This is a genomic window from Rhodococcus sp. Eu-32, assembly GCF_003336925.1.
Classification (GTDB): Bacteria; Actinomycetota; Actinomycetes; order Mycobacteriales; family Mycobacteriaceae; genus Rhodococcoides; species Rhodococcoides kyotonensis_B.
In genome coordinates, this window is the sequence record NZ_QGNK01000005.1 from 160,945 (window position 1) to 182,224 (window position 21,280).

5 protein-coding genes and 1 pseudogene are annotated in these 21,280 nt (G+C 66.6%); all 6 read left to right on the forward strand.

Features of this window, described 5'->3' with window-relative positions; translation table 11 throughout:
• The 6 genes and pseudogenes from DK926_RS08400 to DK926_RS08430 all read left to right on the forward strand — a co-directional run bounded on the left by DK926_RS08400 (position 1) and on the right by DK926_RS08430 (position 21,248).
• Positions 1–765, forward strand: coding sequence for an LLM class F420-dependent oxidoreductase (locus DK926_RS08400; protein WP_114330115.1), 765 nt, complete (start codon positions 1–3; stop codon positions 763–765).
• Positions 766–898: 133 nt separating this feature from the next.
• A pseudogene (locus tag DK926_RS27000) lies at positions 899–2,611 on the forward strand (ABC transporter substrate-binding protein/permease).
• 2 nt (positions 2,612–2,613) lie between these two features.
• A complete protein-coding gene (locus DK926_RS08415) occupies positions 2,614–3,342 on the forward strand; it encodes an amino acid ABC transporter ATP-binding protein (RefSeq protein WP_068430635.1) in 729 nt (242 codons plus the stop codon).
• Positions 3,343–3,470: 128 nt separating this feature from the next.
• Complete coding sequence (locus DK926_RS08420) at positions 3,471–5,516, forward strand: PhoX family phosphatase (protein WP_068430621.1); 2,046 nt, start codon at positions 3,471–3,473, stop codon at positions 5,514–5,516.
• Between the two features lie 304 nt (positions 5,517–5,820).
• Positions 5,821–20,268, forward strand: a complete 14,448-nt coding sequence (locus DK926_RS08425; protein WP_243636715.1) for a non-ribosomal peptide synthetase — start codon at positions 5,821–5,823, stop codon at positions 20,266–20,268.
• Positions 20,269–20,315: 47 nt separating this feature from the next.
• Positions 20,316–21,248, forward strand: a complete 933-nt coding sequence (locus DK926_RS08430; protein WP_114330116.1) for an alpha/beta hydrolase family protein — start codon at positions 20,316–20,318, stop codon at positions 21,246–21,248.
• Positions 21,249–21,280 lie beyond the last annotated feature (32 nt).

Consider the following 21,280-nt stretch of genomic DNA (forward strand, 5'->3'; position numbering starts at 1 on the left):
ATGACTGTGAAGATCGGTGTTCAGCTTCAGCCCCAGCATGCTCCCGACTACGGCCTCATCCGCGACGCGGTTCTGCGCTCCGAGGACGCGGGCGTCGACATCGTGTTCAACTGGGATCACTTCTATCCCCTGTACGGCGACCTCGACGGCGCTCACTTCGAGTGCTGGACGATGCTCGGCGCGTGGGCCGAGCAGACGTCGAACGTCGAGATCGGGGCCCTCGTCACCGGCGGTGGCTATCGCAACCCCGACCTGCTCGCCGACATGGCCCGCACCGTCGACCACATGAGCGGCGGCCGGCTGATCCTCGGAATCGGCGCCGGGTGGAATCAGAAGGACTACGACAACTTCGGCTACGACTTCGGCACCCCGGGCTCGCGCCTGAAGCTCCTGGCCGAATACCTGCCTCGCATCGTGAACCGCTTGAATGTCGGCAACCCGGCACCGACGCGTGAGATCCCCCTCCTCATCGGTGGTGGGGGCGAGAAGAAGACGCTGAAGCTGGTCGCGGAGTACGCGAACATCTGGCACAGCTTCGCCGATCTGGACGAGCTGAAGCGCAAGTCCGGCATCCTCGCGGGGCACGGGCAGACCGTCGGCCGCGACGTCACGTCCATCGCTCGGTCGGTGTCCTGGCCGGGGGCGGACAAGGCTCAGGATTTCGTCGACGCCGGTGCCACGCTGTTCACCGTCGGAACGGGCGGTCCCGAGTACGACCTGACCGAAGTGAAGGACGCCATCGCGTGGCGTGACGCGCACCGCTAGATCACACGGACCGCTCGCGGCGGAATACGATTCGGTCGGTGCTGGTTGGTTCCAACCGCACTCCGATTTCTGGACGTCAGCGCAGCCGCGCTAGCCTCAGGAGTCTTTCATCCACATATCGAGGAGTTCCGCCGTGACCAGTCGACGTTTACGAGGCCGTGCCATCGCAGCCATTGCTGCGACGCTTGCACTCACACTCGGGGCCGTCGCCTGTTCGAGCGACAACAGCTCCGGCGGGACGGGTGAGAACGCGCTTGCGGGCTCCGACCAGGCATCTCTCGACAAGTACACGACGGACGACGTCACCCCGCTCGATCAGATCGACACCGCGAACCTCGGTCTGATCGAGCCGGGCAAGCTGTACGTCGGAACGCTGTCCGACGCGCCGCCGAACATCTTCATCGACGCGGCGGGCAACTTCACCGGCTTCGACAACGAGCTGCTGAAGGCCGTCGCCGCAAAGCTGAACCTGACGGTCGAGTTCTCGGCCACCGAGTTCTCGGCGCTGCTCGCCGCCGTCAACAACAAGGTGTACGACGCCGGCTCCTCGTCCATCTCGACGACGGATGCCCGCCGTCAGACCGTCGGCTTCACCAACGGGTACGACTTCGGTGAGATGGCACTGGTCGCGAAGAACGACTACGCCATCAAGAAGATCGCCGAGCTCGACGACCAGCAGCGCATCGGCGTCGTGCAGGGCACCGTGCAGGACGACTACGTCACCAACACGCTCGGCATCGAGCCGGTTCGGTTCCCGGACTACAACACCGCGTACGCCAACGTGAAGTCCGGACAGATCGACGCGTGGGTCGCCCCGTCGCAGCAGGCATCGGGTCAGGTCAAGGCAGAGGACGGCGTCGCCATCCTCGAGAAGACGATCAACACCACGAACTTCACGGCATTCGCCGTCGCAAAGGACAACCAGCCGTTGATCGACGCGCTGAACTCCGGACTCGACGCGGTCGTCGCCGACGGCACCTGGGCCACGCTGGAGAAGCAGTGGTACCCGGACCGTGAGGTTCCGTCCGACTGGAAGCCGGGCAGCAAGGCTTCCACGCCTCCTGCCAACTGATTCACCGATTTCATGAGCACACTGTCGAATCTGTACGACACGTTCTTCGATTGGGAACTCATCTGGGAGACCGTTCCCAAGCTGATCACCGTCGGATTGCCGAACACCCTGATCTTGGCTGCGTCCTCCGGGGTGATCGGTACGGTGATCGGACTCGGGCTTGCGGTGGCGGGCATCTCCCGCTCCCGCTGGCTGAGGTGGCCTGCGCGGGTGTACACGGACGTGTTCCGTGGGCTCCCGGCGGCCGTCGTCATTCTGTTGATCGGGCTCGGTTTCGGGCCGACGCTCACGCAGTTCACCGGCAGCCGAAGTCCGTTCCCGCTGGGAATCGCTGCGCTGTCGCTGATGGCGGCGGCGTACTTCGGTGAGATCTTCCGCTCCGGTATCCAGAGCGTCGATTCAGGACAGCTCGAAGCGTCGCGGGCGCTCGGGTTCAGCTACCGGCGATCGATGGCACTCGTCGTCGTCCCGCAGGGCATCCGACGGGTCCTCCCGGCGATCGTCAATCAGTTCATCTCGCTGATCAAGGACAGCTCGCTGATCTACTTCCTCGGGCTGCTCGCGTCGCAACGCGAGTTGTTCCGAGTGGGCCAGGACACCGCTGCACAGACCGGCAACCTGTCGCCTCTGTTGGCGGCGGGCGTGTTCTATCTGATCCTGACGATTCCGCTGACGCACCTGGTCAACTACATCGACAAGCGGCTGCGCTCGGGCAAGGCCGACACTTCGGGAACCCTCGATCCGGTCGAGGTCTCGCTCGTGGTGGAGAGGTAGACATGACATCAGTGTCGTTGACCGGCACCGACATTCACCTCGCGTTCGGTACCAACAAGGTGCTGCGCGGGGTCAACGTACACGTCGACGCAGGCAGGACGACGACGGTCATCGGGCCGTCGGGGTCCGGCAAGTCGACGCTGCTGCGCGCGTTGAACCGGCTGCACGAACCCGATCAGGGCGACATCCTGCTCGGTGGAAAGTCGGTCCTCAGGGACAATCCCGACGAGCTACGTCAGCGCATCGGCATGGTCTTCCAGCACTTCAACCTGTTCCCGCACAAGACCGTTGCGGACAACATCACGCTCGGTCTGCGCAAGCTCAAGGGCATGTCCAAGGAGGAGGCTCGCGCGGCCGCGCTCGAACAGCTCGAGCTCGTCGGGCTGAGCAACAAGGCCGATTCGCGGCCCGGCAACCTGTCCGGTGGTCAGCAGCAGCGCGTCGCGATCGCCCGTGCCCTCGCGATGAAGCCGCAGGTCATGTTCTTCGACGAGGCCACGTCGGCGTTGGACCCCGAGCTCGTCAAAGGCGTTCTCGCGTTGATGGCTGACCTCGCATCCGGTGGTATGACGATGGTCGTCGTCACGCACGAGATGGGTTTCGCCCGTTCGGTGTCGAACAAGGTGCTGTTCATGGATCACGGCATGGCCGTCGAAACCGGTACGCCCGAGCAGCTTTTCGACGATCCGCACACCGATCGATTGAAGCAGTTTCTGTCGCAGGTCTTGTAGCCCACGTGCGCGCGAATGCATAGCCGGCTGTACATTCGCGCGCACGGGTGGCGACGCCGCCTCCCGTTGGTCCCGGCGTAACCGAGACGTTCCTTTACCTTTGCTTTTGACTGACACTGTGCCGAGTCATGAAGCCACTACCCTTGTTCGCGGTGCACGACGGAAGCTCCGCACGCTCCAACATGACCTGCAAGTACAAGTGCGGCGACGCCTGCTTCCACGAGGTCCCGAACACCTCGAAGGGGCAGTACTTCGGTGACATCGTCAAGACGGCCATGACCAGGCGCGGCATCCTGCGCGGCGGTGCGATGGCGGTTGTCGCAGTCGGTGCAGGCGGCGTGCTCGCAGCGTGCAGCAGCGACGACTCGTCCACGACCACTGCAGCATCGGGCAGCACCACCGCTCCCGAGGTCGACGGCGTCGACTTCACCGCGGTCGCGCCCAACACCGAGGACGCCGTCGTCGTGCCCGAGGGCTACGAGCAGCAGGTGTTCCTTCGCTGGGGCGACCCGGTCGTCGAGGGTGCGCCGGCGTTCGACTTCGACAACCAGACCGCTGCGGCTCAGGCCATGCAGTTCGGCTTCAACAACGACTTCGCGGGCCTGCTGCCGATCGAGGGCACCCCGAACGCCTACCTCCTGGTCGTCAACCACGAGTACACGACCGAACCGTTCCTGTTCAAGGGATACGACGAGGAGAACCCGACCCGCGAGCAATTCGAGATCGGCCTCGCCGCTCACGGCCTGTCGGTCGTGCAGGTCAACGGCGAATCCGGTTCGGGCAAGCTGACTCCCGCGTTCGGCCAGTACAACCGTCGTATCACCGGCACGACCGAGTTCCTCGTCACCGGCCCCGCTGCGGGTAGCGACCTGCTGAAGACGTCGGTCGACCCGACGGGCACCCGAGTGCTCGGCACGTTCAACAACTGCTCCGGCGGCCTGACGCCGTGGGGCACCGTGCTGTCCGGCGAAGAGAACTTCAACCAGTACTTCGGCAACGCCGAGACGGTCACGGATCCCGCTGCAGCAGAACGCCTTGCGCGCTACGGCATCGAAGGGGCCGGCAGCGACCGCAAGTGGGAGCGTTTCGACAAGCGCTTCGACATCGCGCAGGAACCCAACGAGGTCAACCGATTCGGGTACGTCGTCGAGGTCGATCCGTGGGATCCGAACTCGACCCCGATCAAGCACACCGCCCTCGGACGCTTCAAGCACGAGGCCGCGACGATCTACGTCACCGACGACGGCACGGTCGTCGCCTACAGCGGTGACGACGAGCGCTTCGACTACATGTACAAGTTCGTCTCGAGCCGAAAGGTCATGCCCGGCAACGGACAGGCCGCGATGCGCGAGAACATGCGCATACTCGACGCGGGCACCCTGTACGTCGCCGTCCTCACCGGCGATGCTCCCGACCAGATCGACGGCAGCGGAACGCTTCCCGAGTCCGGCAAGTTCGCGGGCAAGGGCGAGTGGATCCCGATCCTGCGCACGAACGAGGACGGGCGCGGAGAGTCCCTCGTCGACGGCATGTCCGCCGAAGAGGTCGCCGTGTTCACGCGTCAGGCAGGCGACAAGGTCGGCGCGACGAAGATGGACCGCCCCGAGGACTTCGAGCCGAACCCGGTCACCGGCAAGGTGTACGTCGCACTGACCAACAACACCAATCGCGGCACCGAGGGCAAGGCAGCAGCCGACGAGGCCAACCCGCGCAACAAGAACAAGAACGGTCAGGTTCTCGAGATCGAGGACGACCACGCGGGCACGTCCTTCGTGTGGAACCTGCTCATCGTCGCCGGTGACCCGAACGAGGCCGACACCTACTTCGGCGGCTTCGACAAGAGCCAGGTCAGCCCGATCTCCTGCCCGGACAACCTCGCGTTCGACAGCAAGGGCAACCTGTGGATCTCCACCGACGGCAACGCCCTCGAGTCCAACGACGGCCTGTTCGCCGTCGTGCTCGACGGTGAACGTCGCGGCGAGACCCGTCAGTTCCTGACCGTGCCCGCAGGCGCCGAGACGTGCGGCCCGATCATCCAGGACGAGCGCGTCGTCGTCGCTGTCCAACACCCGGGCGAGTTCGACGAGGCGTCTGCCGACAACCCCATCTCGCACTGGCCCGACGGCGGCAGCTCGCAGCCGCGGCCCGCGATGGTGGCGGTCTGGAAGGCCTGACTCCAGCACGACGCTGACCGAGGAGGGCGCGTACTAGCCGGTTCGTTCCGGCTGTGCGCGCCTTCCTCGTTGTTAGTTCTCCTCCAATCGTCACAGCAGTTCTGTGACTTCTCTTCAGGCTCTCGGCGCACCCTGTAACGCGGTTGACCGGTGGTAACGATTGTGTAAACCTCGGTTGCAGACAAACCGGTGACCAGGGAATTTCCAGTCACGAGTGCAGACGGCGTTACGGGGCAGCGCGTTCTGCCGGCATCCCGAAGGCAATCACACCGGTGCAGGGCTCCCGAATTCGAGAGAGCGACTCGTGGAATCTGTGGAATCGCTGGAACTGCGTGAATTCAGCGTCGATCGTCGCGCCGACGGAACGTCCGAACCCTTCCCGCTCACAGCGGCACAACGTGGCCTCTGGTTCGCCCAGCACCTCATGCCGGACGTACCGATCACGATCGCGAACTACATCGACATCCGCGGCGAGGTCGACGAGCAACTGATGCGGTACGCCGCGCGGCGTGCCGTCCGCGAACTCGGTGCAGGATCACTGCGACTGATCGAGATCGATGGTGAACCGCACCAATATCTCGAGGCTGCCGACGACGCCGCGGAGCAACTCGACTTCGGTGACGAGTCCGACCCCGTTCGGGCCGCACACGATTGGATGCGTCGGACTTACTCACGTCCGATCGATCCGACCCGCGGGCCGCTCGTTCACGCCGCGATACTCCGAATCGCTCCCGACCGCACCTTCTGGTACTCGCACGTCCACCACCTCGCGCTCGACGGTTACGGCGCCGTTCAGCTGATGAACCGCACGGCCGAGATCTACTCGGCCGTCTCGGCGGGCGAGGAACCGATACCGTCGAAAGCGGGCAGTCTGCGCGACGTCTACCGAGCCGAGGACGAGTATCGGGCGTCGACGCGCTTCGACAAGGACGCACGCTACTGGCAGGCCAAGACGCACGCCCTGCCGTCGCCGCCGAGCATCACCGGTGTCGTCGCCCCGCCTGCCGCTCTGTCGCGGATCTGCGGCGCACCGCTGCCCGCCGCGATGGAACAGGCCCTCGCCGGTGCCATCGATCGGCTGGATTCCGCCTTCGCACCGATCGCCGTCGCCGCAGTGGCCGCCTTCGTGTCGCGGATGACCGCGTCGGACGACGTCGTCATGAGTCTGCCTGTCGCAGGCCGAACGACAGCGTTACTTCGACGGTCCGGCGGCATGGTCTCGAACGTGCTGCCGATTCGGGTCCGCATCGACGCGTCGACGACCGTGGCCGATCTCGTCTCGGCCGTGCAACTCGAACTCACGGGAGCGCTGCGGCATCAGCGCTACCGCGCGGAAGACATTCGGCGAGAGGGCAATTCGTCGCAGGACCAGCGCGGCTTCTTCGGCCCGGCGATCAACATCATGGCCTACGACCGCGACGTTCGACTCGGCTCTCGGATCGGTGAGTTCAATATTCTGTCCACCGGACCCGTCGAGGACCTGTCGGTGAACATCTATCCGGCAGGCCCGTCGGGCAGCTCGCGCATCGACTTGGAGGCCAACCCGAACATCTACACGCAGGACATGTTCGACGGCCTCTACCGGCGCTTCCTGCGAATGCTGGGTCGCTTCCTCGACGCGGATCCGGCCGCGGCGGTGCACGACCTCGAGATTCTGCACGACGACGAGGCCCGCCTGCTCGTTCCGGCGCGCGGCCCCGGCGTCGCGACGCCTGCACTGCTCCCGGACATTCTCGCCTGCGGTCCGACCACCCACCCCGACGGCACGGCACTGATCGAGGGCGAACGGCACGTCACGTACCGCGAGCTCGCACGCCGCAGCAACGCGATCGCGCGAGCTCTCATCGCCCGCGGCGCGGGACCGGAGACCGTCGTCGCCGTCGCATTTCCGCGCGGCATCGACTCGGTGACGGCGTTCTGGGCCGTCGCCGCGACCGGCGCCGCGTTCGTGCCCGTCGACCCGTCGTACCCGCCCGAACGCATCGCACACATGGTCACCGACTCGGGCGCGCTCGTCGGACTCAGTACGCTCGCCGTCGCGGACACCCTGCCGGACCGGGTGCACTGGATCGCCCTCGACGACCCGGCGTTCCAGTCCGAGATCGCCGACAGGTCGGACGCGCCGATCACGCCCGACGACCGCCGCAGCCCGCTGCGTCCGGACAACACGGCGTACGTCATCTACACGTCCGGTTCGACGGGGACGCCCAAGGGAGTCGCGGTCACGCACGCCGCACTGACGACGTTCACGGCGCGGGAGCGGCCCGAACTCGAACTCACCCCGTCGGCGCGAGTGCTGCGGTTCTCGTCGTCGAGTTTCGACGCGTCCCTGTTCGAGATGATCGCCGCGTTCGGTGCGGGCGCGACGATGGTCATCGCACCACCCGACGTCCACGGCGGCACCGACCTGACCGACCTGCTGAACGAGCAGCGCGTCACGCACGTCATCACGGCCCCCGCACTGTTGTCGACGGTGGACGTCGGCGCCGTCGAATCGTTGGAACACGTTGTCGTGGGCGGAGATTCCTGCCCACCCGACCTCGTGGAGCGGCTTCGCGGCCGCGCCGTTCTGCACAACAGCTACGGTCCCACCGAATCGACCATCGTCATCACGATGACGCCGCCGCTGACCGATCCGCGGGCCATCACCATCGGCACCCCGCTGCAGGGCGCGTCCGCTCTCGTTCTCGATCGGTGGCTGCGACCGGTTCCGCTCGGCATCGCCGGTGAACTGTACGTCGGCGGGCCTGGTCTCGCTCGCGGCTATCTGCATCGTGCGGGTGTCACCGCCGACCGTTTCGTCGCCGACCCGAACGGCAGCGGCACTCGGCTGTACCGGACCGGTGACATCGTGCGCTGGCGCGGGAACGATCCCGCCGACGCCGAGCTCGAGTTCGTCGGACGCAGTGACTTCCAGGTTCAATTGCACGGTCTCCGAATCGAACTCGGTGAGGTCGATGCCGTGCTGTCGTGGCATCAGTCCACCGACTTCGTCGTCTCCGTCGTCCTCGAACGCGGTGGCCGGTCGCAGCTCGTGTCGTACGTCAAGATCAAACCTGACCACGAGTTCGATGCCGCATCGCTGCATGCGCTCGCATCGGATTTCCTGCCGTCGCAGATGGTTCCGGTCCACATCGTCGAGTTGACGTCCGTGCCTCTCACACCGTCCGGCAAGGTGGACCGGTCCGCACTGCCCGACCCCAGGAAGCACGACGAGGCCACGCCCCACCGTGCCCCGACCGACGAGACCGAACAGATCATCGCCGACGCGATGGCGGAGGTACTCGGCCGTGACGCCGTCAGCATCGACGACTCGTTCTTCACCCTCGGCGGCGACAGCATCGTCGCGATCCAACTGGTCTCGCGGGCAAAGGCGTCGGGAATCGCATTCACCCCGCGCGACGTGTTCGAGCAGCGCACGGTTGCCGGTCTCGCACGCGTCGCGACGTCCGTGGCCGACCGCGTGCGACTCGAAGAACTACCCGGTGGTGGCGTCGGGTCGATGCCTCTGCTCCCGATCGCCCGCAGCGTGCTGGCGCGCACGTCGCGGCCGTCCGACATCGATTACTTCTTCCAGGCACTCGTGCTGACATCGCCACCGGGCCTGACCGACGACGACCTCGTGCGCACAGTCGCCGCCGTCGTCGACCATCACGACATGCTGCGCGCTCGCCTCGTCGATGACGAACTCGTCGTCGACCCGGTAGGCACTACCGTTGTAGCGGAACTGGTTTCGACCGATACGGGTGATCTCGACGCAGTGGTTCGACGCGCAGGCGAGCGGTTGCGTCCGCGCGACGGAGTCGTGCTGCAGGTGGTTCGCCTGATCGACGCGGATCGTATCGTGCTCGTCGCCCACCACCTCGTCGTCGACGGTGTCTCCTGGCGCATCCTGGTTCCCGATCTCGCGACCGCATGGTCGCAGCGTGCCGGGTCGATCGTGCTGCCGCCCGTCGAGACCTCGATGCGACGGTGGTCGCACGCGGTGCAGGATCTCGAAGTCGTCGCCGAAACCGATTCGTGGAGAGCCGTTCTCGACGGTCCGTGCGGTCCGTTCGACTCGGAGAACACACGGATTTCCCTCGCGCACAGCGAACTGACCGTCGAAGCCGACCTCACCGAGAAGCTTCTCGGCAACGTCGCCACCACCTACCGGATGAGCGCCGACGACGTGCTGCTGACGACGCTGGCGATGGCGCTCTCGCGCTGGCAGTCGTCCCCGTCGTTGCTTCTGCAGCTCGAAAGCCATGGACGGGACGAGGATTCGATACCGGGGTCGGATCTCACCCGGACGGTCGGCTGGTTCACCACGACCTATCCGGTACGGCTCGACGTACCGAACGCCGACGTCGATGTCGTCGCGAAGTCCATCAAGGAACAGATCCGCTCGGTACCGAGCCGCGGTCCCGCATACGGCGTGCTCGCGGCGTCCGGCGCCTTCGACGACCTGCCGCGACCGCAGATTTCCGTCAACTACCTCGGACGCATCTCCACCCGCATTCCCGACGCTCTGGCCGGCCAGGGTTGGATTCCGGATCTCGCGAGAACCGTGGGGTCCGACAGCGGACGCGACCTGGCCCAGGAGTTCGCCGTCGAGATCGACCTCGCCGTCGTCGACGGAGTTCTGCAGGCGCGCATCGGATATGCCGTAGACCTCGTCGATGCCGACGCGCTCGGTGAACTGTGGCACCGCGCGATCGTCGAGATCGTCGACCGCGCGTCCGCTCCGGACGCGGGCGGGCTCACGCCGTCGGACATGTCGTTGATCTCGGTCGAGCAGAAGCGAATCGAGCTGTGGGAGAGCCGTTTCGGAGCCCTCGACGATGCATGGCCACTGTCGCCGCTGCAGCGCGGACTGCTGTTCCACGCCGATCTGACGCGCGGCGGGGTGGATCCGTACACCGCACAGATCGTCTTCGCACTCGGTGGCGACGTCGACACCGCACGGCTGCGCCGCGCTGCCGCCCGCCTGCTGGACCGTCACGACGCGCTGCGCGTGTCGTTCGACTCCGACGCTCATGGACGTCCCGTACAGATCGTGCATCACCACCACGACGTGCCGTGGTCCGAGATCGAGGCCGACGACCTCGGTGACGCCGTCGCCCGGATACGTTCGCAGCCGTTCGACCTGGCCACGGGCCCGCTCGTCCGATTCGCCGTCGTGCGCAGCGGGGAGCGAACGCACCTCGTCGTCACCAATCACCACATCCTGTTCGACGGTTGGTCGATGCCGATCTTCGTCCGGGACCTGCTGGTGCTGTACGCGGCCGACGGTCCGATCCCGACGCCCGCTCCGTCCTACCGCGACTACCTGGCCTGGCTGTCGCGACGCGACGGTGCCGCTGCGCTCACGCGGTGGACGGACGTGCTGTCGGGCTCGACCGAACCGACCCTGGTGGCCGACCGGTTCACGGGCACGACCGTTCTGCCTCAGGACGTTCCGGTGCGACTCGACGGCCGCGCACTCGACGACCTGGCACGCAGCCTGGGCGTCACGGTCAACACAGTCGTGCAGGTGGCCTGGTCGATCGTGCTGTCCGCGGTGCTCTCTCGACGCGACGTCGTCTTCGGCGCGACGGTCTCCGGCCGTCCCGCCGAATTGGCCGGCGCGACGGACACTCTCGGGCTGTTCATCAACACGCTGCCGGTCCGAGTGCGCACCGAGGTCGCGGACACCGCACGGACACTGCTGACCCGCATCCAGCAGGAGCAGGCAGACCTGCTCGATGTCCACCACGTCGGGCTGGCCGAGATACAGGCAGCAGCGGGACCGGGCGCGATGTTCGACACGCTGACGGTGTTCGAGTCGTACCCCGTCGACCACAATGCGCTCGGCAACGCGACCGACATCGGCGGCATGCGCGTGCTCGGCATCGACGTCGCCGACTCGACGCACTACCCCCTGACCCTCGTCACGGTGCTGGAACCGACACCGGCCATGACGCTGCGGTTCGCGCCCGACGCGTTCTCCCACGGTGAGGTCACGACGATCGCGCAGCGACTCGAACGCGTCATGGCCGCGATGATCGACGCACCCGGGGGGCGCGTCGTCGATATCGACGTCCTCGGCGAGGAGGAACGACTCGCCGTCACCGATCGGTGGATCGACACCAGGCGTGAGGTGGCGCCGACGACACTGCTCGATCTACTGCGCGAACCGGCGTCGACGTACGCGGACAGCACGTGCGTGGTGTCCGACGGCCGGTCGCTGACGTACGGCAACTTCGCCGCCCGCGTGCGGTGCATGGCGCGCTACCTGATCTCACGCGGGATCGGGCCGGAAAGCGTCGTCGCCGTGTCGCTGCCGCGATCGATCGATCAGCTCGTCGCTATCCACGCGATCGTGCATGCGGGAGGCGCCTATCTCCCGCTCGACCCGGCACTGCCTGCGGCTCGGCTCGCGCACATGATTGCCACCGCAGCGCCGACGCTCGTCCTGGGGACGCAGATCGAGAGTGCCGTGCCGGTCATCGATCCGAGGGCGCTCGACCTGTCGTCGTTCGACACCGGTCCGATTCTCGACCGCGAGCGCCCGACACCGCTGCGCGCCGACAACACCGCGTACGTCATCTTCACGTCGGGCTCGACCGGAGGGCCGAAAGGCGTCGCGGTATCGCATCGATCCATCGTGAACCGACTGGTGTGGATGCAGGACACCTACCCGATGGACGCATCCGACGTCGTTCTGCACAAGACCCCGACGACGTTCGACGTGTCCGTGTGGGAGCTGTTCTGGCCGCACATGATCGGGGCGCGGACCGTCATCGCCGAACCCGGTGGCCATCGCGACCCCAAGTACCTCTCCAGCTTGATCCACGAGCAGGCCGTCACGACGATGCATTTCGTGCCGTCGATGCTCGATCTGTTCCTCGCGCACGGAGATCTCGACGCGTGCGGCTCGCTGCGGCAGATCTTCGCGAGCGGCGAAGCCCTACCCCGCTCGACGGTCCAGCGCACCCATGCAGCGCTCACCACCGAGCTGCACAACCTGTACGGGCCCACCGAGGCCGCCGTCGACGTCACCTACCACCGCACCGACGCCGACGGCGAAGGCGCCGTTCCGATCGGCGTGCCGGTGTGGAACACCGGCGTGCGCGTACTCGATTCGGCGCTGCGCACGGCTCCGATCGGCGCCGTCGGCGAGCTCTATCTGTCGGGTGTGCAGCTCGCTCGGGGATACGTGACACGCAGCGCGCTGACGTCGGATCGTTTCGTCGCGGACCCGTTCGCGGTCGGCAGCCGCATGTACCGCACCGGGGATCTGGTGCGATGGACGGCGAGTGGGACGCTGGAGTATCTGGGTCGCAACGACTTCCAGGTGAAGCTGCGCGGGCAGCGTCTCGAGCTCGGCGAGATCGAAGCATCGATCCTGATGACGCCCGGCGTCGCGTCGACCGTTGCGACGGTGTACGGCGAAGGAACGAAGGAACGCCTCGTCGCGTACGTCTGTGGAACTGCCGACGTCGACACGATCCGCGCGCACGTCGAGTCGGAACTGCCCGCGTACATGGTGCCGACGGTGTTCGTCGACGTCGACCGCATGCCCCTCGGGCGCAACGGCAAGCTGGACCGCTCGGCACTACCGGAACCGTCGGCGTCACCTGTTGTTTTCGAGCCACCCGCCGGTGACGTGGAAGTCGCCGTGGCGCATATCTTCTCCGATGTGCTCGAGGCAGTCGACGTCGGTGCCACGACGAGCTGGTTCGAACTCGGGGGGAACTCGCTGACCGCGACGCAGGTGATCGCACGCATCAACTCCGACCTCGGCGGCTCCCTGAGCGTGCGTGATCTGTTCGACGATCCGACGGTGCGTGGTCTGGCCTCCAGAGTCGAGGTCGGTTCGGCGATAACCACTCTCGTTGCCGGACCGAGACCGTCGACCATTCCGCTCGCGCCGAACCAGCATCGCATGTGGCTGCTGAACCGGTTCGATCCGTCGTCGCCCGCCTACAACATCGCAGGCGCGGTCCGGCTCGACGGCATCGTGGATGTCGGCGCACTCACCCAGGCCGTCGCGGACGTCGTCGCGCGACACCACCCCCTGCGCACCTTCTATCCGGATTCGCCGACGGGCCCACGTCAGGTGATACTCGACGATGTCGCACTCGATGTTCCGGTCGTCGACACCGCCGCGGATCGCCTGACCGCCGCGCTGCTGACCGCCGCGGGCCGCGGTTTCGACGTCACGGATCGGCCGCCATTGCGCGCCACGGTGTTCCGTCTGTCCGCGACCGAGCATGTCCTGCTCGTCGTCACGCATCACATTGCGGCCGATGGCTGGTCGATGCGACCGCTCGCGCGAGACGTGATGCTGGCGTACACCTCTCGCGCGCACGGTGCCGTTCCGTCGTGGAACGCCCTGCCCGTGGAGTACGCCGACTATGCGCTGTGGATGCTGGACAAGCTCGGCGCGGAGGACGATCCGGAGTCGGTGGCGTCACGTCAGATCGATTTCTGGACGCGAGAACTCGACGGTGTTCCGCACCGGCTTGCTCTGCCGACGGATCGTCCTGCGCCGCAGATCTTCTCCTATCGCGGAGACTCGGTGTCGTTCGCAATCCCCGACGACGTCCGCACATCCGTCGCCGACCTCGCCGCGCGCACCGGAACGACCCCGTTCATGGTGCTGCACGCGGCACTCGCGGTTCTGCTCGCACAGTTGTCGGGGGAGCGGGACATCACGATCGGTACCCCGGTGGCGGGCCGCGGTGAGCAGGCGCTCGACGATCTGGTCGGAATGTTCGTCGGCACGTTGGCACTACGGGCCTTCGTGGACTCGGCGTCGAGCTTCACCGAGGTTCTCCAGCAGGTCCGGGATCGTGACCTCGCCGCCTACGCGCATGCCGACGTGCCGTTCGACCGCCTCGTCGAACTCCTCGCTCCCGCACGTTCCACCGCGCACCATCCGCTCTTCCAGGTGATGTTGTCGCTCGACGAGCCAGCCCCGGCCGTCGAACTGCCGGATCTGACCGTCACCCCGTTGACCGGCGTCGCACCGATCGCGAAGTTCGATCTGCAGTTCGGTATCGATTCCACTACGTACGACGGAACTCTCACGTACGCAACCGATCTCTTCGACCGCAGTACCGTCGAAAGATTCGCCGAGCAGTTCGTGCGCATTCTGACGGCGGTGCTCGCAGATCCGGCGACGGTGGTCGGGGACATTCCGGCGAGCCGCCCGTCGGTGCTGCGCGGCCGGCCGGGTGCCACGCGACGAACCCTGCCGGACATCATGGCTGGAGCGCTGAATGCCGGAGATGTCGCTCTGCTTCACGGTGAAAGAGTCTGCAGCTACAACGAACTCGACGCAGTCTCGAACTCCGTGGCTCGACAACTGATCGCCCGCGGCGCAGGACCGGAGACGTCGGTCGTCGTCGCGCTCTCTCGGAGCGTCCAGTCGATCGCCATGGTGTGGGCCGTCGTTAAGACCGGTGCCGCGTTCGTGCCCGTCGACCCGCGCTATCCGGCGGACCGGATCGAACACATGATCACCGATTCCGCAGCGGTGCTGGGTATCTCCGACACGATCCGGCTCGGGGGCATCGAGTGGATCGACCCGGGCGATCTCCCCGACGGTTCCACGGCACCGATAACGGATAGAGACCGCCTGCTGCCGCTGAGGCCCGAGCATCGCGCGTACGTCATCTACACATCCGGTTCGACGGGCGTGCCGAAAGGTGTTGCCGTCACACACGCGGGCCTGGCACATCTGACGGCCGAGTTCGTCGAACGCTTCGGACTCGATCCCCGCAGTCGCACACTCCATTTCGCGTCCCCGAGCTTCGATGCCTCGATTCTGGAACTCCTGATGACCGTCGGCGCAGGGGGCACGATGACGATCGTCGACCCCGACGTCTACGGTGGCGCCGAGCTCACGGCTGCTATGCACGGCGTCACGCATGCGTTCCTGACGCCTGCGGCCGCCGCCACGGTCGATCCGGATGCCCTCCCCGAGCTACGAGTACTCGTCGTCGGCGGCGACGTGTGCAGTCCCGAGCTGGTGCGGACCTGGGCCGACCGCGTCTCGCTGTTCAACGCCTACGGGCCGACGGAGTGCACGATCGTCGCCACCCTGGAAGGCCCGCTCGACGCCGACACACCGGTTCGTATCGGCGGACCGACCCGCGGGATCGACGCCTACGTCCTCGATGCGCGACTGCATCCCGTCGGTCTCGGGGTCGTGGGCGAGCTGTACGTGGCCGGTGACGCGCTCGCCCGCGGGTACCACGGCAACCCGGCACTGACGGCAGCGTCGTTCGTCGCCGGGCCCGGTGGTGAGCGGCTGTATCGCACCGGCGATCGGGTGCGCGTCGTCGGGGACAGCCTCGAATACCTCGGCCGGGCGGACGCGCAGGTGAAGGTCCGCGGCTTCCGCATCGAACTCGGTGAGGTTGACGCGGTACTCGCGCGGCATCCGAGCGTCGCCCACTCGGTGTCGGCGGTGCATTCCGGCAGCGTCGTCAGCTACGTCGTCCCCGCCGGTGGGAACGTGGACGACGCGGCGCTGACGGACTTCGCGCGACAGTCTCTGCCGTCGCACATGGTTCCTCGCTCGATCACCACGATCGACCGCGTCCCGATGACGGCGGCGGGCAAGATCGATCGAAAGGCGTTGCCGCGACCAGTCTTTGCAGGCGCCGACTACGTCGCACCGCGCACGAACAGCGAGATTCTGGTCGCCGACGTGTTCGGGACGGTCTTCGCGGTGGACCGCATCGGCGCCCACGACGACTTCTTCGACCTCGGCGGCACGTCGCTCGTCGCGACGCGTGTGATCGCCCGCATCAACGAGGAAGCCGGGACCGCACTCGCGGTACGCGCTCTGTTCGAAGCATCGACCGTCGCCGGGCTCGCGGCGCGGGTCGACGGTGCGGAGCGGTCGTCGCTGCCGCGGTTGATCGCCGCCGATCGTCCGGACCGAATCCCGTTGTCGGCAGCCCAGACTCGAATGTGGTTGCTGAATCAGGCTGCGCCGGACAGCCCGGCGTACAACATCGCGTTCGCGGTACGACTCACCGGAGCGCTCGACGCCGATGCGCTGCGCCTGGCCGTACACGACGTTCTCGAGCGGCACGAGTCGCTGCGCACGCTGTACCCGGTCGCCGACGAGCCCGAGCAGGTGATCGTGGACGCGGCCGATGTCGGCCTGGATCTGCGCGTCGCCGAGGTCGACGAGAAGAACGTACTCGCCGCCGTGACCGATGTCCTCGGTCGCGGATTCGACGTCACCGCGGCTGTTCCGATTCGCGGCGTTCTGCTGCGGACCGACGTCGACAGCTATGTGCTCGTCCTCGTCGTGCACCACATCGCGGCCGACGGCATGTCGATGGCGCCACTGGCTCGGGACGTCGTCACCGCGTATTCGGCTCGGCTGCAGGGCACTTCACCCGGATGGGATCCGCTTCCCGTGCAGTACGCCGATTTCGCGGTCTGGCAGCGCACGGTACTCGGATCCACCGACGATGCGGACTCGGTCGCGTCACAGCAGCTCGGCTACTGGCGTCGCACGCTCGACGGGCTGCCCGACCTGCTCGAACTTCCCACCGACAGGCCGCGTCCGGCGGTGGCGTCGCAGCGCGGTGCGGAAGTCGGATTCGACCTCACACGAGACGAGGCGGCGGCCGTCCGATCGCTTGCACTGCGCTGTGGGGCCTCGATGTTCATGGTCATGAATGCCGCGTACGCGGTTCTGCTCGCACGGTTGTCGGGAACGACGGACATCGCCCTCGGTACCACCGTGTCGGGCCGCGGCGCCGGGGCACTCGACGACGTGGTCGGCATGTTCGTCGGGACGCTCGTGCTCCGGACCGAGTACCGCGCCGGCGAGAGTTTCGAGGACTTGGTGCAGCGGGTACGCGAGACGAATCTGGACGCGTTGGCGCACAGTGACATTCCGTTCGAACAGGTCGTTCAGGCGGTCGCGCCCACGCGGTCGACGTCGCACGCGCCGTTGTTCCAGGCGTTGCTCGCGTACGAACCGCAGCGGCCGACCACGCTGGAGTTACCGGGTCTGACCGTGTCGGAGTTTCCGTACGAGTCACCCGTCACACGATTCGATCTGGCACTCACCCTCACAGACGTGGCCGACGGCATCCACGGATCGCTGCGCTACAGCACCGACCTGTTCGACGCGGCCACCGCGAGGCGGTTCGCATCGATGTTCCGTGTGATCGTGACTGCGGCGGTGCAGGATCCGAGTCGGGCGGTGGGAGACATCGAGTTGCTGTCCGCGGCCGAGCGAGCGGCGTCGACACCGGTACGCGGCGCGAACGCGGTTAGGCCACAGACGCTCTCGCAGCTGATCGACTCGGCCGTCATGGCCAACCCGGACGGCATCGCCGTCCGGTGGAACGGCCACGGACACACCTACCGCGAGGCGGACGAGGCGTCGAACAGGCTGGCTCGGGTGCTTCTCGGGTACGGGATCGGGCCGGACACCGTCGTCGCACTCGGTCTCCCGCGGTCGTGGGAGTCGGTGGCGGCAGTGTGGGCGGTGACGAAGACGGGAGCGGCCTATCTGCCCGTCGATCCCACCTATCCGCGAGATCGATTGGCACACATGGTGTCCGATTCCGGAGCGGCGATGGGGATCACGCTCGCCGCACACAGATCGTCTCTGCCCGATGGGATCACGTGGCTCGAACTCGATGACGCGGACACCGTCGCCGATCAGGAGGGAGCGTCCGCCGAACCGCTGGGCGCGGACGAACTCGCCCGGCTCGTGAGGCTCGATTCCGCCGCGTACGTCATCTACACGTCCGGCTCGACCGGGCTGCCGAAGGGAGTCGTCGTTCCCCATCGCGGTCTGGCGAATCTCGCTGCGGCACGGCGTGATCTGCATCGCGTGACGGCCGAGTCGCGGTTCCTGCACGCGGCGTCCCCGAGCTTCGACATGGCCGTCGGTGAGATGGTGTCGGCGTTGTCCGCGTCGGCCACGCTCGTCGTGTCTCCGCCGGAGATTCTGGGTGGTGACGAACTGGGCGACCTGATCCGATCCGAGGGCGTCACCCATGCGCTGATGACACCGTCCGCGCTGTCGACACTCGACCCGGACGGCCTCGAGACGCTGCGCGTCGTCTGCGTCGGAGGTGAGGCGTGCAGTCCCGAGTTGGTCGCGCGCTGGGCACCGGGGCGGCTCATGCTCAACGGATACGGACCGACCGAGGCCACCGACATCTCGACACTCGGCGCAGTCGACGTCGGCGCGCCGGTCGACATCGGCGCACCCATAACAGGTTTCGCGGCAGTCGTACTGGATTCCCGCCTGCACCCGGTGCCGGTCGGCGTTCCCGGTGAGCTGTACGTCGCAGGGCCCGCGGTGGCGCGCGGCTACCACGGGCGAGAAGGTCTGACGTCGACGCGTTTCGTCGCGAACCCGTTCGGGGCGGGCCGGATGTATCGCACCGGCGACATCGTGCGGTGGACCCGCGACGGCCGTCTGCGCTACAGCGGCCGCGGTGACTCCCAGGTGAAGGTACGCGGCTTCCGGATCGAACTGGGGGAGATCGACGCGGCACTGTCGACGCATCCCGACGTCGACTTCGCCGTCACGATCGGCCGACCCGGCCCGTCGGGGGAGACGATTCTCGTCTCCTACGTGCTCGGCAGTCCCGACGATGCGCGTGCCCATCTTCGGAAGATGCTGCCGAGCTACATGATTCCGTCGGCGGTCGTCGTTCTCGACGCGGTGCCGCGGACACCGACAGGCAAGTTGGACACGGCGCGGCTGCCCGCTCCGGATCATGCCGAGCGGAGCTACACACCGCCCACCACAGAATCCCAAGAGATCGTCACACGTGTATTCGCGGAGGTACTCGATATGAACAAGGTTGGCATCGACGACGACTTCTTCGCCCTCGGCGGGACGTCGCTGACGGCGATGCGCGTCGTCTCGGCCATTCGAGAGAACACCGGGACGATGTTGTCGCTGCAGGCGCTGTTGACCGAACCGACGCCCGAATCGATTGCGGCTCTGCTCGATTCAGGGGGGTCGACGGGCTCGTCCTACGACATCGTGTTCCCCATCCGTACGGAGGGAACGTCCGCACCGCTGTTCTGCATCCATCCGATCGTCGGATTGTCCTGGTGCTACACCGGATTGGATCGATACACGGACGGCCCGATCTACGGCCTGCAGACGCCCGGTCCCGCCGACCTGCCCGATTCACTCGGCGGTGTGGCGCGCCGCTACATCGAGGAGATCGAGAAGATCGCACCCGACGGGCCGTACCACCTGCTGGGCTGGTCGCTCGGCGGCACGATAGCGCACGAGATGGCCGTGCAACTGCGCGACGCAGGCAAGGACGTGGCGTCGCTGACTCTGCTCGACAGCCACGCCGTGCAACCCGAGGACGTCTGGAACGCCGAGATTCCGGCGTCGGATCTGCTCGACGCGGTGGGACTGTCGTTGCCCGGCGTCGAGAATCAAGTCGTCGCGCTCGACACTCTGCCGACATTGCTCGGCGGGTCCGGAATCATCGAGACCTCCGACGCCGAACGGCTTCTCGCCGCGGCACTGCACAATCACGACCTGGCGGTGCGCCATCGTCCACGTGTGTACGACGGCGACGTCCTCTACGTCGCGGCAGGGATGGAAGATCGGTCGGGTGTCGCCACGTGGCATCCCTACGTCCGCGGTGAAATCACGAATGTGTCCGTCGCACACTCGCATTGGCAGATGATGTCCGCGCCTGCCGTCAAGACCTACGGCCCGGTGGTTGCGCGGCGGCTGGCCCGAGGTGGTGGGCGGTGATCTGGTTACGCCGCGCGGTCCTCGGGGTTCTGGCTCTGTTTCTGCTGATGCCGACGGCTGTTGCCGTCGCCGATCCGCCCAGCTCGGTGGACCGTATCGACAAGAAGGACGATCGCCGCTGGGACGTCTTCGTCTACTCGCCGTCGATGGATCGCGTCATCCAGCTGCAGGTGCTTCGTCCCGCCGACACGTCCGCACCGCGGCCGACGCTGTACATGCTCAACGGTGCAGGCGGCGGCGAGGACGGCGCGAACTGGCTGCGGCAGACGGACATGTCTCAGTTCTTCGGGGACAAGAACGTCAACGTGGTCATCCCCGTCGGCGGCTATCTGTCGTACTACACCGACTGGCAGCACGACGACCCGGTGCTCGGCCGCAACAAATGGCAGACCTTCCTGACGCACGAGCTCCCGCCCGTACTCGACGACGCACTGGATGCCAACGGCGTCAACGCAATCGGTGGACTGTCCATGTCGGCCGGATCGGTGCTCGATCTCGCGATTCAGGCTCCCGGCCTGTATCGAGGAGTGGCGTCGTACAGCGGGTGTGCGCAGACGTCGGATCCTCTCGCACGCAACTTCGTTCGGCTGCTGGTCGAAGCGCGCGGCCGCGGCAACACCGACAACATGTGGGGTCCCGACGGAGACCCGCGCTGGGTCGAGCACGATCCGTACGTCAACGCCGAGAAGCTTCGCGGACTCGAGCTGTTCGTCTCCAACGCGACCGGGTTGCCAGGGCCGTACGAGGTGCCGGGAGTCGTCCGGCCTGCGGGATCACCTCCGCTACCCGATCAGATCGTCGTCGGTGGCGCAATCGAGGCCATCACGAACAGCTGCGCGATGCGGCTGCAGCAGCGTCTCGACGACCTGGGCATACCCGCCGACTTCGACCTCGGGTTCCCGGGCACGCACTCGTGGATGTACTGGCAGGATGCGCTGCGGGCGTCGTGGCCGACGCTGGCGAGGGCGTTGGGCGCCTAGCCCACGTGCGTGCGAATGTATAGCGGGCTATA